The following is a 15,274-nucleotide window of genomic DNA, read 5'->3' as shown; positions in this document are numbered from 1 at the left end:
TAGATGACACATCCTCTCCTCTCAATAACCGAAGATGTTAAATCTATGAGCGATAATTACACATTACCAGATTTGTCTGGTGTCCTCCCTGTCCGTCCGATCAAGGTGAAAAAGCATGGTCTTGCGGATAGATGGAAGCTGTTGTTTTTAGCAATAATCCTCGCGCTCGTATCTGTTGTTGTTACGGTTTCATGGGGACCAGGCTTATACGCTGATTACCTCATCAAGAATGACCCACTGATCATTGAGGATGCTACCATTTTCGACGGCAGCTGCCGTAGCAAGAAAATGATTACCGATTGCAAGGCCACCCTCTCCTACCGGTATGACGGCGAAAACAAACTGAAGTCCGTCGACTTTTCTTTCCTCAGCCTCTCTAGCGATAATTATGAGACTGATGTTGTGGTGCAAAAATCGAACCCCAATAATGCAACTCTCTCACTGGCGCTGGATGAATTCTGGAACCGTCTTTTCGTCGGCGTTGTGCTCGTTGGCATCATGGTTGGCGGCTGCATTCTCTTCATCAAGCGTTTTGTTCTGATCTCGAGCTCGATCTCTGCGGCCAAAACGGCTTCGATGCTGCAACTGAGCTGGGCAAAGATTTCTTCCCGCAAAAAGAGTATGGGGCGTGTAAGGTTTGGCTATACGCCTTTGGTTACGCACACAAAGAAGCGAAACATCTTCTCCAGCTTCGCCAAAAATGAGTTGCCGTATCTGTATTATGACGAGAAAAGCGATGAGACCTTCGGCCTTGTCGCGGTTCGAGCCGACAATACGCTGCCAGTGTTGCTTGATGATCAGTTTGAAAGATTGGATTTAACGCCGGCAGAACGCGCAGGCATGCAACAAGTTCTTACAAGCCATCTTGCAGGTTGAGAAGTCGGTGTTGCAGCCCTTGCCGAAATCAAGGACTGATACATATCCTTATTTATCAGGTTAGATAGGGAGACTAAAATGGGTGAAGCAGGTGTAGGCTGGATTGCTGCAATTATTATTGGTGGTCTTGCTGGCTGGATTGCATCCAACTTCATGAATAGCGACACAGGCATATTCATGAACATTATTTTGGGCATCATTGGCGCGGCAATTGCCAGCTTTATCTTTGGTTTTCTGGGTGTCTCATTCGGTGGCTGGCTCGGCTATCTGGTGGCGGGCTTCATCGGTGCGTGTATTCTGATCTGGGTCGGGCGAGCAATAAGTTAGCGTCAAAACTGCAATGAATAAAAAGCTCCGCCCAGCGGAGCTTTTTTCTCTTAGAGACTATTCAATTGATCCACCCATCATGGAAATGTCACCGATTTTAAATCCCTTTTACATTGAAACGTCACCCTCTTTGCGGCTAATAACAGATGCGTTGAAAGTTTGCGGAGTGGTGGGGTGATACGAATACTGTTTCTACTGCTGGGCCGCGAAATTATTCAGCGGCACTGGAGAACCCTGCTGGTAATCTCTGCGCTCTGGATTATCGGTGGCGCCCTGATTGTGATCGATGCACTTGACGGCGATACCGTCTTACCCGCACGTGTTTTTGGTTATTTCCTCTTGCCTGAAGCCGTATTGTGCCTATTCGCGGCCATTGCGAGCTATGGTACGGCCCGCAGAATGCGCATCGTGCAAGGCGTGGCCCTTCTCGGTGTGAGCATCCTGATCATAAGTTCAACGCCTGCGAGCAACTTCGCGCTCGCCGTTCTTTTCGGCCTGTGTTTCCTCATTGATGGTATTGTGCGCATCGGCAGCGCCTGGGTGGTACGATATCCGCGCTGGAAAATCGGTATGGCCGGGGGTATCGTCGAAGTCTTGCTCGCAATTGCAACGTTGCAACCCTGGCCGACATGGTATGAAGGCACGGTCGGCACAAATGTCGGCGCCGTGCTCATTCTGACCGGCGTTGGCTTGCTCAGCATCGCATTCCGAATAAAACGGCTGGAAGCAGATGCTTCGCTGACGAGCATTCTCAGCAGAAACCCCTTCAACCAACGCGCGGCAAAGCTCTACCGCAAGCGAAGCGCCCGAAACCGCAAAAAGCTTATCGTTCACGTCTGGACACCAACAGGCACAGCAATGACATCGCTTCGACAAAGAGCGATCAACCGCTATATTGCGGCCGTCGACAGCAATGGTGTTATCTCGACAGGACATGCGGCGTTGGAAATGGCACCCGATATTTATATCAGTCATTACCCCGCAGCTGAAATCGACCGCAACCCCGATGAATTCAGCCGTACCTTGCGTGCCACTGCCGACAACAATGTTACCGGTCGGTTTTTGCCGAGCTACGAGGTCGAGTCAGGCGAATGGTGCCCATCTACCGTGCAAGTCGAAATCAATAATATTGATGCAGCACGCCTCAAAACATTCTGGAAGCATTATCGCGCAAACGATACTTACAACCTGACCAACAGGAACTGCTCAAGTGCTGTCGCCGATGCGCTGGATGCAGCACTTGAAGGCGTTTATCGCGAGCACAGATGGCCAGTTTTCAAGGCGCTCCAGGCCATCGTATTTCCGGAACTCTGGGCGGCAGGCCTTATGCGCAAGCGCGCAGAATCCATGGCGTGGACGCCGGGGCTTGTGCTCGATTACGCTCGCGCTTTGTCAGCATTGGTGGACTCCAACAGTCGCCCAACGGCGAAGCAAAGTTTCCGTCTTGTGAAGAAATATTCCCCTCGCAAGTCAAAAGCGACCATTAGTTAGAACTTCCAGCGCCCTCATCGGGGGCGCTCGATTTAACTTGATAATAATACTCATATTAAATAGGTTTCTTGATCAGTTCATTCCATCAATTGGATCAAGCAACCGTGCATTTCTTAATCGCTATCTCCGCCCACCCTCTGCGCAGTATCGAAAAATCCCTGCTCGCCTTGATGTTTCTCGTCGGCCTGCAGCTGACCGCCCAATCACCAGCCGTCGCGGAAATCAGAGATGCACAACGCATTGTTTCGCTTGGTCCTGACGTGACCGAAATCATATTCGCGCTTGGCGCAGGCGATAAGGTTGTTGCGGTTGACCGCAGCAGCAAATACCCTGCCGAAACCGCAAGCAAGGCAAATGTCGGCTATCGGCGCAGCCTGTCTCCTGAAGGCATACTCACGCTTAATACAGACCTGATCATTGCATCCGAAGATATCGGGCCGCCTGAAACCACCGATGTTCTGAACCAGTCAGCGGTCGAGATTCTCTATGTGCCTGTCGACAACAGCCGTGCCGGTTTGATCAAAAAAATTTGGCTCATTGCAAAGAGGCTTGACCTTGAGAAACAAGGCGAAGCTCTGACTCAGAAAGTCGTGGACGACTTCGATACGGCAACAGCCTATGCCAGCAGGATATCAGCCGATAAGCAAAAGAAGGTGGTATTTTTCCATGGGCTCGCTCGCCTGAGCGGTGCTGGCAGCGACACGGCAGCCGATGCTTTCATCCGCTATGCAGGTGGCATCAATCCTCTGTCGGTCTATTCTGGTTATAAACCAGTCTCGGAAGAGTGGCTGGTCAAGGCCGAGCCTGATGTCGTGCTCATGCTCTCAGACGGCAATGGCGGCCCGACCCGCGAAGACGTTTTCTCAGTGAAGGCTCTACAGAGAACACCTGCTGCCAAAAATCAGTCCCTGATTGTGCTGGAAGGGCCATATATGCTGGGATTTGGCCCAAGGACGGCTGAAGCTATCCGAAAATTGGCTGTAGCACTTTACGAATAGAACAAAAAAAGCCCCTCCAATAGAGGGGCTTTCTATTTTTATCTGCAACGAAAAGACTATTCAAAATCTTCCGGCAGCAGACCCTTCGGGAAATTCTGGTAAGAAACAGGGCGCAGGAAGCGACGAATGGACATGGTGCCAACGCTTGTCGCACCAAAGTTCGTCGATGCCGGATACGGTCCGCCATGCACCATCGAGTCGACCACTTCCACACCGGTCGGGAAGCCATTGACCAGCACACGGCCAGCCTTGCGCTCCAGAACAGGAAGAAGACGGCGTGCGTCGTCGAGATCGCCCGAATCCATATGGATAGTGGTGGTCAGCTGACCTTCAAAGCCGCGAGCGAGCTTTTCCATCTCATCGACAGAACCAACGCGAATGACCAGGCCGAGAGGGCCAAATACTTCTTCGCCCAGAGCATGGTCAGACAGGAAACGCTCGCCAGTCGTTTCAAACAGGTTTGGCGAAGCCTGACGACCAGATGACTCGGTCTCATACAGCGGCTTAACGGCATTACGCGTATCAAAACGCTCCTTACCGTCGTGATATGCCTGTGCGATGCCATCGGTCAGCATGGTCTGCGGACCAACCTTCTTGAGGCCTTCAACTGTTGCTTCCGCAAAGCGATCCGCGTCAGCACCGTCGAGAACAACGGCAATACCCGGATTGGTGCAGAACTGGCCTGCACCCATGGTCAGCGAACCAGCCCAGCCCTGTCCAAGCGTTTCTGCACGCGCCTTCATTGCTTCTGGCAGCAGGAACATCGGATTGACCGAACCAAGCTCACCGAAGAATGGAATCGGCTCCGGACGTGCTGCGCAAAGATCGAACAGTGCGCGGCCACCACCGAGAGAACCGGTAAAGCCGACAGCCTTGATGTTCGGATGCTGTACCAGTGCATGACCGACATCGCGGCGACCGCCCTGAATGAGCGAGAACACACCCGGATGAACGCCGGTCTTGGCAATTGCAGCCTCAACAGCCTGAGCAACGATTTCACCTGTGCCGGGATGAGCCGAGTGGCCCTTCACGACAACGGGGCAACCGGCCGCAAGGGCTGCTGCTGTATCGCCACCGGCAGTCGAAAATGCCAGCGGGAAGTTGGAGGCACCGAAAACGGCTACAGGACCAATTGGGCGCTGAACAAGGCGAATCTCAGGACGCGGTGCAGGCTGGCGATCAGGAAGCGCTGCATCAAAACGGCGATCAAGATAATCGCCTTTTTCAATATGATCGGCGAACAGACGAAGCTGACCGGTCGTGCGTCCCGTTTCGCCCTGAAGGCGTGCTTCCGGCAGGCCAGTTTCCTGCGAACCGATGACGACGATATCGGCGATGCGTGCTTCAATTTCGTCAGCAATTGCGCGCAGGAATGTGGCGCGTTCAGCGCGGCTCGAATAGCCATAAGTCCAGAAAGCATCTTCCGCAGCTTCACAGGCGCGGTTCACCAGATCAACAGTTCCGACTGCGAAAGAATGGGCAGGCCCACTTGCTGGTGCAGACTGAAATGTGCCGGCTCCGTCGAGCCATTCGCCAGCAACAAGGTGTTTTCCTTTGGGCGTGAATGCCATTCGTTCATCCTCCTGTAGAAATCGGCGTGCAATTAAGCCAGTATCCCACCGCATCTAAATTGCACTTGCCTAATGTTTGTATACATTATGTGCGCAGATATCAATTGCCTGTGGGCCCTCCCGCCAGGCGTAGCCATGAAAGACGCATGATGAGCGAGACCACTATCCTGAGCATTGCAACGCTTCACGACCGCGTAGAGGCGATTTTTCGTAAAGCAGGTCTCAACGCAATACAGGCTGGAGCCGTCGCTCGTGTGATTGTTGCGGGTGAACGCGATCACTGCAAATCTCACGGCATATACCGTATCGAGGGTGCGCTTCGCACAGTCAAGGCCGGTAAGGTAAAAGCGGACGCAATTCCTGAAATCGTTACTCAGGAAGCTTCCAGCATTGTGCGGGTGAACGCCAATTACGGCTTCGCAAACCCGGCCTTCGAGATGGGCGTTCCGGTTCTGGCCGAACGTGCGCGCAAAAATGGCATTGCAGCACTTGTCATTAATGACTGCACACATTTTTCCGCTCTCTGGCCGGAAGTCGAAGCGCTGACAGCCGAAGGTCTGGCTGCTCTCGTCATGTGTCCGAGTTATGCAACAGTGGCGCCGACCGGCGGCAACAAGCCGTTGCTTGGCACCAATCCTTTCGCATTCGGTTGGCCGCGCAAAGAAACATCGCCTTATGTCTTTGACTTTGCAACATCCGTTGCCGCACGTGGCGAGATCGAACTGCATCGCCGCGCAGGCAAGCAGTTGCCGGAAGGCTGGGCACTGGATGTAAACGGCAACCCGACAACTGATCCGGAAACCGCATTGGCCGGTGCCATGTTGCCATTCGGTGGCCATAAGGGCTCGGCCATCAGCACGATGGTAGAGCTACTCGCTGCCATCATGATTGGTGACCTGACCAGCCCGGAAGTGCTCGACTTCCTCGGAACCACAACGCTTTCGCCAGTACATGGTGAACTTATCATCGCGTTTTCGCCTGAAGCTTTCGCAAAAGGCCGCCCCGGCGACCCATTTGCTCGCGCAGAGGCGTTCTTCGAGGCAATCGTCGGTCAGGGCGCACGCCTGCCCTCACAGCGCCGATTCAAGGCACGCGCAGAATCTGAAAGCGAAGGCGTAAAACTCACCAAGGCGGAAATCGACCAGCTCGACCACCTCCTTGAAAAAGGCCTCGATGCCATTTCCTAGAGCATTTCCAGCAAAAGTGCGAAGCGGTTTTGCGTGAGGTAAATGCGATAAAACAAATACTTAGAGCGTTTCTCCTGTTTCAATCAAAGTAAGAAACGCTCTAAACAAAAAAAGGCCCTCCAAACGGAGGGCCTTTTCAGTCTACGGCTAAGTTAAGCCTTGTACTTCTGCACAGCGCCAGGAAGCTTGCTCCATTCAGCATACCAGCTGTTGAAGAGCTTGAACTGCGCTTCGACATAACCACGCTGGCTATCTGAAAGAGCGTCGGTTTCGTTGAAATGCAGCGTGTATTCCTTGTCGCCCTTCAAAACCATCATGTGCTTGAAATAGAGCACCAGATCCGGACCTTCATCAAAGGACGAAAGAACAGCAAGGGCCTGTTCGAGTTCAAGCGCACGCTGGCGCGCATCGGCATCGCCCGCAGCTGCGGCCTGCGAAAGCTTGCAGAGCTGGATGACTTCTTTCGGCAGAACGTTGCCGATGCCAGTGATCGCGCCGGTTGCGCCGCAATTAACAAAACCGTGGAACACAGCCGTATCAACGCCGATCATCAGCGTGACATCATCATCGCGGCTCGTGATGTTTTCAGCCGCATAACGCATATCTGCAGGGCCGCCGAATTCCTTGAACCCAACGAGGTTCGGATGCTCTGCGCGAACCGCAAAGAACAGATCGGCGCGAGTTGCAAAGCCATAATACGGGCTATTGTAGATGACGGCAGGAAGATCAGGAGCCGCAGACAAAATAGCTTTGAAATGCGCCTTCTGTGCTGCAATCACCGAACCGCGCGACAGAACGCGCGGGATCACCATCAAGCCTTTTGCACCAACCTTCTGTGCATGTGCAGCGTGTGCAGCGGCAACCGCAGTGTTCACAGCGCCAGTTCCGACAATCACAGGAATGCCCGCTGCAGTCAGACGTGCAACGCCTTCCATGCGTTGTTCATCGGTCAGCAGAGGCCAGTCGCCCATCGAACCGCAGTAAACAACAGCCGACATGCCAGCCGCGATCAGCTCCTTGCCCTTACGCACCAGTGCATCGAAATCGGGCGTGCGATCATCCTTGCATGGGGTCATCAGAGCCGGGATCACGCCGGAGAAAATATTGGCAGCCATCTAAAACTCCTCTCAGAGCATTTCCGGCGAAACTGTGGAACAGCTTCGCAAAGGACAATGCAGCAAAACAAAAAACACGGTTGAAACTGTCGTGGCCATTGCCTCGTTTTAGTTCCTCGCAACTGATATATCAGTCTGTATTTTATTTGTCGACAGAAATAAGATGGGGCTACAAACTTATTTCCAAACGGTCGTCGCGCATCACCAGCTTCTGTACCTGCCGTACAATCTGCTCTGCATGTTCATGTGCCAACTGTTCGGCCAGCCTGGTGTCGCGCGCGGTAATTGCCGCGATCATTTCGTCGTGCTCTTCCACAAAGCGTTTGGGTAAGCGATCATTATAAGACTGGTAGTAAAGCCGAAGAATCCGGCGCCCCTCATCAAGAAGGCGCTTGAACAGCGTGGTGAAATAGGGATTGCGACCTGCTTCCGCGATAGCGAGATGCAAAGCTGCATTGGTGGCAATCATGCCAAGCGCATCCTGTGCCTCAACCGCTGCAGCGAACTCTTTCTGATGTGCAGCGATGATCTCAAGATCTTCGGGACGATGGTTCTTAGCTGCCAACTGGGTCGTCACGCGATACATCAGCGTCAGCGCGTCAAAATAAGTATGCATATTGAGGAAGTCGATATTCGACACCATAGTCGAGCGATTGGGCAACGTATCAATGAGCCCCTCGCCTGCCAGCCGCACCAAAGCCTCACGGATTGGCGTACGGGACATCTTGAACCGCTCGGCAAGCTGCACCTCATCAATCGGGTTACCGGGCGGCAGGACCAGATCAAGAATTTCATCGCGCAGCAGGTCATAGACCATTTTAACGCCCGAACCGCGTTTGCGCTCGTTTGTGAGACTGGTTTCGCTATCCGTCATCGGTATATCCTTCTGTCGGAAATTTGGGCCCATCCGGAAAAGTGCAACGCATTTTCGGGATGGGCTTTAAGACAAATGATCAGAGCGCCTATCTGATTCAATCAGACTAAAACGCACTCTAAGCGGAAGGTTCAACTGGTCCCTTGGCAGGTTGCGTGAACCACTCCGGACCTTGAGCTGTCATGTAAATATGGTCTTCCAAACGCACACCAAACTGACCAGGCACGACGATCATCGGCTCATTGGAAAAGCACATGCCCGGCGCAAGCGGCAACTGATTGCCACGAACGATGTAAGGGGCCTCATGGATTTCCAGACCCAGACCATGGCCTGCGCGATGTGGCAGACCGGGGAGTTGATAGTCTGGTCCGAGACCATGCTTCATCATCACCGCGCGGGCGGCATCATCAAGGCTGGAACAGGCGGCACCGATTTTTGCTGCATCAAATACGGCCTGTTGCGCCTGCCGCTCAATCGTCCAGATGCGTTCAAACTCGGCGGTCGGCTCATCCAGCATATAGGTGCGCGTCAGATCGGAATGATAGCCATCGATCCGACAACCGGTGTCGACGAGAATGACGTCGCCGTTCTTATAAAACTGCTCGCCATCCGCGCCGTGAGGCAGCGACGTCGCCTCACCAAAAGAGACAATGCAAAAGGTGGATCCGCGACCTGCGCCAAGTTCACGATGCTGCTCATCAATAAAGCGTACGACATCTGACGCAGCTATACCCGGACGAATGAATTGATGCGCGCGGCGATGCACTTCAAGTGTCAGCCCCATGGCATATTTGATAATGTCGATTTCGGCTGGCGATTTGGCTATGCGCTGTTCGCGAATGATCGGGCCAGCATCAACCAGCCGATCTGCACCGATCTCTCTGCGCAAGTTATTGTAGACAAACAGCGGCACTGCATCGTCCACGGCAAGTGTTTCATTGGCCTTCAGCAGCGAGGCAACAAGTGCAGCGCTGTTTTCTTCTTCCTGCCAGGTGCAGATTTCACCCGGCAAATGAGGAAGGCTTTCTACGCGGCTCTGCTCGAAGCCCGGTACAATGTAGACGATTTCAGTTTGCGTAATGACTGCACCAAGCAGACGCTCGCTGGAATGCCAGACAAGTCCGGTGAAATATAGCAAGCTCTCGGTAGACCCAAGCAGCAAAGCGCCAATGTTTTTTTCGCTTAGATTACGGCGCAGAACATTGATACGCTGCAGCCGCTCTTCATTGGAAATGCGCGGCGGTTGGGTAGTGAGAGACATTGCTTGATCCTTTCAGCCTCAGCCACGGACTCTGTGGCACACCGAAAGAATAAATCTCTGTACGCAATTTGTCGACAGGGTTAGATTTTTACCAGACCTGTCCGCTTCAGAAGCCCCATCAGGAGCAATGGCAGCAGCGTTGTCAGCAGAATAGCGATAAACGCCATCGCCATGCCAAGACCAACTGACCCTTGTTCAAACTGTCGCCATATGAAAATCGATATGGTCTGCATGCCAACAGGCGCAACAAGAATTGATGCGACCAACTCGCGCGTCGCCACAGCAAATACCAGCAACATTGCAGTGATCAGGCTTGGCGCGATCAGCGGCAGCATGATGCGACGGAAAGTCGTGAAACTGCTTGCACCGCATACGCGTGCCGCAGCTTCTAGATTATCGCCGATCTGATGAAATGCGGCTGTTGCATAGCGTATTGGCTGCGGCAGAAGAATGCAGCAATAAGCAAGCAGCAGAATAAGCGGCGTATTATAAGGCGAAATCAGCAGCGATGGCTGGTTCCATGCGAGGATAAGGCCAACAGCAACCACGACGCCCGGCAGCGAATTGGGTAAAACAGTAAGCACATCGAGCCAGAAGCGCCCACGGAAGCGCATTTTTACCACAGCATAAGCCGCGACAGCACCAAGAAAGCCGGTCAGCAGAGCGCTTGCTACACCCAAAGACAGGCTATTGATCAAAGCGCGCATCGCTCCCGCACTATTATCCGCAATATCAGCAAAATTATCGAAACCGAGATTTGAAGGCGTCAAGCCACCTGAAATGGTCTTTGACAGCGCGGTTGCGAGAATTGCAAGGAGCGGCACACCGGTTGCGGCGAAGGCTATCACGGCAAACAAGATCACGACCGGGATTTTGAGCGCGCCCAGTTCACGCTTGTCTTTGTTCTGCGGCTTCCCACCTGTCGTTACATAGGACCGGCGCGTCAGAATCCAGCGCTGAAACATGAAAGCCGCAAGCGAAAGGCAGACAAGGGCGAGCGAAAAGACCGCTGCTCCTGAAAGATCAATCGGCCAATCGGATATTCTCAAATCGATTTCCGTTACCAGAACTTCAAACCCGGAACGGCTGCCGAGTGCTGCCGGGGTGCCGTATTCCTCAATCGCCGAAGCAAAGACGAGCAACAGGCTTGCCGCCAATCCCGGGGTTGCCAGTGGCAATGTGATGCGGAAGAACGAGCGCCAAGGCGATGCACCGAAAACACGACCAACATCTGAGTAGCGCGCGCCAACGGCTTCAATGGTGCGGGACACAGCGAAATAGACCAGTGGAAAGGTATTGAGTGCCATGACGAATGTCATGCCCGCAAGCGAAAACAGGAATGGTGCAAGGTTGAAGCCTGCGAGCTGTTCGAGATAACCGCGCGGCTGCAATGTCATGATCCAGCCAAGCGTTGCGATATAAGGTGGGATCATGAAGGGCACTAGCATCAGCACGTCCCAAACCAGCGCAAACGGCACTTTGTAAAGCGCGCGGAACACAGCCAAAGGCACAGCAATCAATGCAGACAATGCAACGACGCAAAGACCGAGCAACACAGTGTTCCCAGTCATGCGTAAGAGTTTTGGGTCTTCAAAAAGTGCTGGCAGATGCACAAAAGGTGCCGCCAGCATACCCTGACCGATCTGCGGGAAAATGGCCTGCAGAACAATAAATATGAATGGAACCGCAACGACAATTGCCAGTCCGATGACAGCCACAAAGCCGAGTGGATTTGCGGCGGTAGCGGTCTTTGCACTCATGATTGCCTCTGTGGTCATCGAGCAACGACCGCAATATAGCCGCCAGCTCATAATCTATTGAATAGAATAAGTAAGCGGCTCTCCCTGACAATCAGGAAGAGCCGCAATCTGATTATTTCTTCGCGCCAAAGACCGCGTTGAATTCTTTCAGTGTTTCATTGCGCTTGCCGTAAACAGCTGCGGCGTCGATCTTCAAAATCTTCAGATCGTTAATCAGCGGGCGGTTTGCAGCAACGTCAGAACGCGCAGGCATCAGATAGGTGTCAGCCACCATCTTCTGACCTTCATCCGACAGCATGTAGTCGACGAATTGCTTGGCTTCTTCCTGGTTCTTCGACCACTTGAGGATCATGGCCGGGCGCGGTGCGATAACAGTGCCAGATGCCGGGAAGATGACATCGATGGCTTCGCCCTTGGCCTTGCCTGCGAGCGAGATGTAATCGACTGCACCAAATACTGCGGCCTTCGCACCCTGAAGCACAGGATTCAATGCTTCGGCATTGGCACCAGCAGCAGTTGCGCCGTTTTCATGCAGATGCTTGAACAAATCCCAGCCCTGCGTCTCTGCAAGCGCTGCAACGAGCTCAAATGTTGCCCCCGACTGTGATGGATCAGGCAAGTTTACCAGATCCTTATATTCTGGCTTCGCCAAATCAGCCCATTCAGTTGGCTTTGGGGTTTTGCTGTTCGGGTTCCATGCGATACCGAGAGCCGAAACACCCTGAGCAACAGCAGTTTCGTTCTTCAGGAAGTCAGGAACCTTTTCGGCATTCGGGCTGGTGTAAGCCACGAGCCAATCGCGCTTTGCAAAGTCGGTCGCTGTATCCCAAGAAGCCGAAATCAGTACGTCTACGACAGGGTTGGCAGCTTCAGCTTCAATACGCGCCATGACTTTGCCGGTCGTTGCCTGAAAGACATTGACCTTCGTACCGGTCTTGGCAGTAAAGCCTGCAGCGAGACCTTCGATCAGCTTGCCCGGACCTGCCGAATAAACGGTGATGTCGGCAAATGCCGTGGTGCTCGCCAGCAGGGCAGCAGCGAATGCCATAGTGGCGCCGATAATTGACTTCTTCATAAATCTCTCCTGAGATGCAGTGACGTGAAGTGATTGCTACGAGAACCAGCGCAGCTGTTCTGTATCGATGGCAATGCCGATCGGCATACCGGGCGAAAGTCTGTTGTGATCGAGATAGGTCAACTCATGGCCAACATACTGTGACCCAATGCGAACTGTCGTCAGGTGGCCGTCCCCACGAAAATGGGTCCGCAAGACCGTTGCCGGAATTGCCGCCTCATCGATTGCCACACTGCGCACCGAACGAGACGGCAGAAGGACATGCGTTGCATCGGCAGGCATGGCAGCATGGTTCAGCCGAACTTCGGTTTGAGAAATACGGTAGAAGCTATCTTCGCGTTCCACTGGCATCACACAGCCAAGACGCAAAAATTCAGCAACTGCCGGTGTTGTGGGATGAGAGACGAGCATTTCAGGTGCTGCAAGCTGTTCGATAACGCCCGCGCGCATGATTGCTACCTGATGGGCAAGCGAGAATGCCTCGCTCTGATCATGTGTTACGTAGATCGCAGTCAGACCGAGATTGGCGACAAGCTGCCCAATCTCACTGACCATGTTTTCACGCAATTCACGATCAAGATTTGATAGCGGTTCATCGAAAAGCACCAAACCCGGTTCAGCGACGATGGCACGTGCAATGGCAACACGCTGCTGCTGTCCGCCGGACATGTCGCTGATGGAACGATCCCCAAAACCGGAAAGACCGACGCGATCCAATGCCGATTTTACCCGCTTTTCGCGCTCCGCACGTCCAACACCACGCATTTCCAGCGGAAACGAAACATTCCCATAAACTGACATATGCGGCCAGAGAGCATAGTCCTGGAACACCATTCCAAGGTAACGCTTTTCCGGTGGTGCAAAAGTTCCGCTCGCCGCATCAGCTACTTTTATACCGTTGATGATTATGGAACCCCTGGTCGGCGCAAGTAATCCTGCCACCAGTCGGAGCAGTGTGGTTTTTCCACATCCCGATGGGCCAAGCAACGCAAGCGTCTGACCTTTTGGAAGGGTCAAATCGATGTTCTTGAGGATTGTGCTGCTGCCATAAGCGAGGCTCAATCCTTCAGCCTTAACGGCTACGTCTGCGTGTATTTTAGTTTCATGTAACATAAGCGCGCAATCTGTATGGTTTGCGCGCTTTTATTCCGGGTGCGTGACAAGGGGATGACACAACTCACATAGCTGAAAAGTGCCAGAAACATCGGTACCAATTAAGCAAGAGCTGCAACTCAACATCCTGGTGAATGGTTCATCTTCGGAGCTGATTACCACCTTTCGTCGCCCCTCCAAAGCATGTCTCTCAAAAGTGGGAACCGGTTTTGGGAGACATGTGCAAAACAAAGAATTAGTGCTCAAAAAGAACCCGACCTAAAAAGGCCGGGCCAAGTTTCACGACGGATGGAGATAGAAATATTATCAGTCGTGCTTATGCTCCTCATGCTTGTGTCCCTCATGGCTATGCCCGGCTTCGCCCGCATGGACCTTACCGGAGCCGCCAACTGCGACGATGTTAAAAGGCTTGCCAGCGACGTCGATATCGCCCGCTTTTTCAAACGAGTTAGCGTTGACGAGATGCAGCTGACCTTTAAGTGGATCACTCACAACAACATTGTCGCCTGCAACTGCAATACGCGGACGCGGATCGCTCCAGTGACCATCCATGGAGTATGGCTCGGTCAGCTTGATCGACTTAACGATTTCGCCCTTGAGAACATCAAGCTGGTGAAGCTGGCCGTCTTCGGTAAAGACATAAGCGAATTTCGGCCGCACCGGATCAACCGCAAAATGCACGCGTCTCGTCGGAAGCTGTACCAGACGGAAACCGCCGTCGGTTTCTGAGGGGTCGACCAGAACAATACGATCCGGGCCATAATTGCCGATGAAATATTGCAGACCCTTGCCGCCGATCAGGGTAGAAGAGCTGCCTTCAGGCAAGGATTTTCCGTAAGGCAGATGTTTAATGACAGGCTTGTCGCCGTCCTGCGTGATAAGCAGCAGCCCTGTATCACAGGCAAGTGCATAAATACTGCCTGACCCTGCAGAACCATGTAGGCCGGGGCATGCAACATCGTCGCCAACCTTGTTACCCTTGAAGTCAACGATACGCGCACCGATTGGTCGTTTGGAGGCGTCGTCCGGGTTTGGAATCGTCACAACCGCATAACTATCGTAAGGAACAGACACGCCATGATGCGGAGCAACCACATTCGCTGTCTTCACATCTGGTTTCTCATCAAGAACGGCTTTTTCTTTGAAGAACCGCGCCGCATCTTCACCATCAAACCATTGCGCAATATTGCCCTGACGTTCGACAAAATGTGCGGGCTTTGTGCCGGTCCACTCAACATTGAGAAGTTTGGAGTCATCGACATCAATGTCGGCATGATCCCCATGATCATGAAATGAAATACCGGAAGAAATGGCAGATACCGCACCTGCGGAACCCTGTACGGCAAACACTGTCTCTCCGCTTTCGCTACGGTAGAGCGATGCTGGTCCCTTGATCTTGAAAGTGTCGAGCTTGTCGCCATCAAGAGCGTCGATGACATTGACGACGGGCTCAGCATGGTCAGACACAAATAGTCGCCAAGCGGTTACATTGTCTTCGTCTGCCAATGCATTTCCGCCTGCCATGCAAACGGCCATTGTAAGGGCCGAAGCTGTCAGCATCAGTTTTCTCATAGGTCTCTCCTTATTAATGATATTACATAACATTCAAAGTCGCAGCGGTAGTGA

13 protein-coding genes are annotated in these 15,274 nt (G+C 53.0%); 5 read left to right on the top strand and 8 right to left on the bottom strand.

Annotation, left to right across the window (positions count from 1 at the left end):
* Positions 1 to 45: 45 nt before the first annotated feature.
* From C9380_RS12740 to C9380_RS12725, 4 genes are all read left to right on the top strand, one after another.
* On the top strand, positions 46 to 876 hold the full coding sequence (locus C9380_RS12740) for a hypothetical protein (protein WP_128093695.1): 831 nt from the start codon (positions 46 to 48) through the stop codon (positions 874 to 876).
* A 78-nt stretch (positions 877 to 954) separates the two neighbouring features.
* The gene (locus C9380_RS12735; protein ID WP_024896494.1) at positions 955 to 1,203 is read left to right on the top strand and encodes a GlsB/YeaQ/YmgE family stress response membrane protein; all 249 of its coding nucleotides are present in this window, start codon (positions 955 to 957) and stop codon (positions 1,201 to 1,203) included.
* 174 nt (positions 1,204 to 1,377) lie between these two features.
* A complete protein-coding gene (locus tag C9380_RS12730; protein WP_024896495.1) occupies positions 1,378 to 2,694 on the top strand; it encodes an HdeD family acid-resistance protein in 1,317 nt (438 codons plus the stop codon).
* A 104-nt stretch (positions 2,695 to 2,798) separates the two neighbouring features.
* Positions 2,799 to 3,692: a heme/hemin ABC transporter substrate-binding protein gene (locus C9380_RS12725; RefSeq protein ID WP_245872225.1), complete on the top strand. Its 894-nt coding sequence runs from the start codon at positions 2,799 to 2,801 to the stop codon at positions 3,690 to 3,692.
* A 56-nt stretch (positions 3,693 to 3,748) separates the two neighbouring features.
* Here C9380_RS12725 and C9380_RS12720 read toward each other — a convergent pair whose 3' ends face one another.
* Positions 3,749 to 5,263 (bottom strand): aldehyde dehydrogenase (NADP(+)), encoded by a 1,515-nt coding sequence (locus C9380_RS12720; RefSeq protein ID WP_128093694.1) that lies wholly within the window; start codon positions 5,261 to 5,263, stop codon positions 3,749 to 3,751.
* A gap of 149 nt (positions 5,264 to 5,412) precedes the next feature.
* Here C9380_RS12720 and C9380_RS12715 point away from each other — a divergent pair, with 149 nt between their 5' ends.
* Positions 5,413 to 6,450: an Ldh family oxidoreductase gene (locus C9380_RS12715; RefSeq protein WP_128094425.1), complete on the top strand. Its 1,038-nt coding sequence runs from the start codon at positions 5,413 to 5,415 to the stop codon at positions 6,448 to 6,450.
* A 152-nt stretch (positions 6,451 to 6,602) separates the two neighbouring features.
* On the opposite strand, the gene C9380_RS12710 is transcribed toward C9380_RS12715, so the two are convergent.
* The 7 genes from C9380_RS12710 to aztD all read right to left on the bottom strand — a co-directional run bounded on the left by C9380_RS12710 (position 6,603) and on the right by aztD (position 15,220).
* On the bottom strand, positions 6,603 to 7,565 hold the full coding sequence (locus C9380_RS12710; protein WP_024896499.1) for a dihydrodipicolinate synthase family protein: 963 nt from the start codon (positions 7,563 to 7,565) through the stop codon (positions 6,603 to 6,605).
* Between the two features lie 169 nt (positions 7,566 to 7,734).
* Complete coding sequence (locus C9380_RS12705; RefSeq protein WP_128093693.1) at positions 7,735 to 8,439, bottom strand: GntR family transcriptional regulator; 705 nt, start codon at positions 8,437 to 8,439, stop codon at positions 7,735 to 7,737.
* Positions 8,440 to 8,557: 118 nt separating this feature from the next.
* On the bottom strand, positions 8,558 to 9,700 hold the full coding sequence (locus C9380_RS12700) for a M24 family metallopeptidase (protein WP_128093692.1): 1,143 nt from the start codon (positions 9,698 to 9,700) through the stop codon (positions 8,558 to 8,560).
* Between the two features lie 80 nt (positions 9,701 to 9,780).
* The gene (locus tag C9380_RS12695; protein ID WP_128093691.1) at positions 9,781 to 11,460 is read right to left on the bottom strand and encodes an ABC transporter permease; all 1,680 of its coding nucleotides are present in this window, start codon (positions 11,458 to 11,460) and stop codon (positions 9,781 to 9,783) included.
* Positions 11,461 to 11,572: 112 nt separating this feature from the next.
* Positions 11,573 to 12,535 carry an ABC transporter substrate-binding protein gene (locus tag C9380_RS12690; RefSeq protein WP_105706118.1) on the bottom strand — a complete coding sequence of 321 codons (963 nt, stop codon included), beginning with the start codon at positions 12,533 to 12,535 and terminating at the stop codon, positions 11,573 to 11,575.
* 36 nt (positions 12,536 to 12,571) lie between these two features.
* Entirely contained in the window at positions 12,572 to 13,648 is a 1,077-nt protein-coding gene (locus C9380_RS12685) for an ABC transporter ATP-binding protein (protein WP_105706116.1), read from the bottom strand.
* Between the two features lie 306 nt (positions 13,649 to 13,954).
* The gene (gene aztD, locus C9380_RS12680; RefSeq protein ID WP_105706114.1) at positions 13,955 to 15,220 is read right to left on the bottom strand and encodes a zinc metallochaperone AztD; all 1,266 of its coding nucleotides are present in this window, start codon (positions 15,218 to 15,220) and stop codon (positions 13,955 to 13,957) included.
* Positions 15,221 to 15,274: the final 54 nt, after the last annotated feature.

It is taken from the genome of Brucella pituitosa, assembly GCF_003049685.1.
Taxonomy (GTDB): Bacteria; Pseudomonadota; Alphaproteobacteria; order Rhizobiales; family Rhizobiaceae; genus Brucella; species Brucella pituitosa.
The sequence above is the reverse complement of the archived record's forward strand: the minus strand, read 5'-3'. Positions and strand labels throughout refer to the sequence as shown.